The 630-nt window shown below is 47.3% G+C and carries 1 protein-coding gene; it reads left to right on the top strand.

Annotation, left to right across the window (positions count from 1 at the left end; translation table 11 throughout):
- Window positions 1-242: 242 nt before the first annotated feature.
- A partial coding sequence (locus DXD25_RS15880) for an immunoglobulin-like domain-containing protein (protein ID WP_370453433.1) occupies window positions 243-630 on the top strand: 388 nt, incomplete at its 3' end.

Genomic DNA, 630 nt, shown 5'->3' with positions numbered 1-630 from the left:
ACATGTTAAATTATTAATTGCTGATAACTATGAGACTGAAGCCAAAACTCCTCAATGCAATAATATTAGGATTGACAATGTTCCTTTCAATGCAAACAGCTTTTGCTGCTTGCAAACAGTCATTTGCCGCTCAACAAAAGAAGGTAGCGACCATTAGCAAAAAGAGAGTTGTCAAGAGCAAGAAGAGAACCTATCGCAAGGCTTCGGCGCGTAAATATTCGCATAGGGAACTGAACGCCATTATGCGGATACTTGAGCGGAAGTTCCTGTCGGAAGACAAGACCCCGGCCTTGCGAAATGTTGTTGGATTTGGAATGGGATCCAACTCCATTGATGTTGCGCTCCGTTGGAACACGAAGGAGAAGCAGCTGGAGTTTCGTAGGCAGATTTACAACTCGCCCGCCATCAGGTTTGAGGGCAAGTTGGACCCTATCATCGACAACAGGGAAGGCGTGAGCACCTACCAAGGCATCTCCCTCAAGGCGGAGAAGCCTTCCTATCCATTGGGCACCACGGAAATCAGATTCACGATTACCAACCATAGTGGCGAGGAATTTGTGTATGGCGAAGCATATAGCATCACAGCCCAAGGAGCGGATGGCAATTGGTTTGTTGTGCCCACCGATTGCT

Source organism: Prevotella sp. TF12-30 (assembly GCF_003436715.1).
Classification (GTDB): Bacteria; Bacteroidota; Bacteroidia; order Bacteroidales; family Bacteroidaceae; genus Prevotella; species Prevotella copri_A.
The sequence above is the reverse complement of the archived record's forward strand: the minus strand, read 5'-3'. Positions and strand labels throughout refer to the sequence as shown.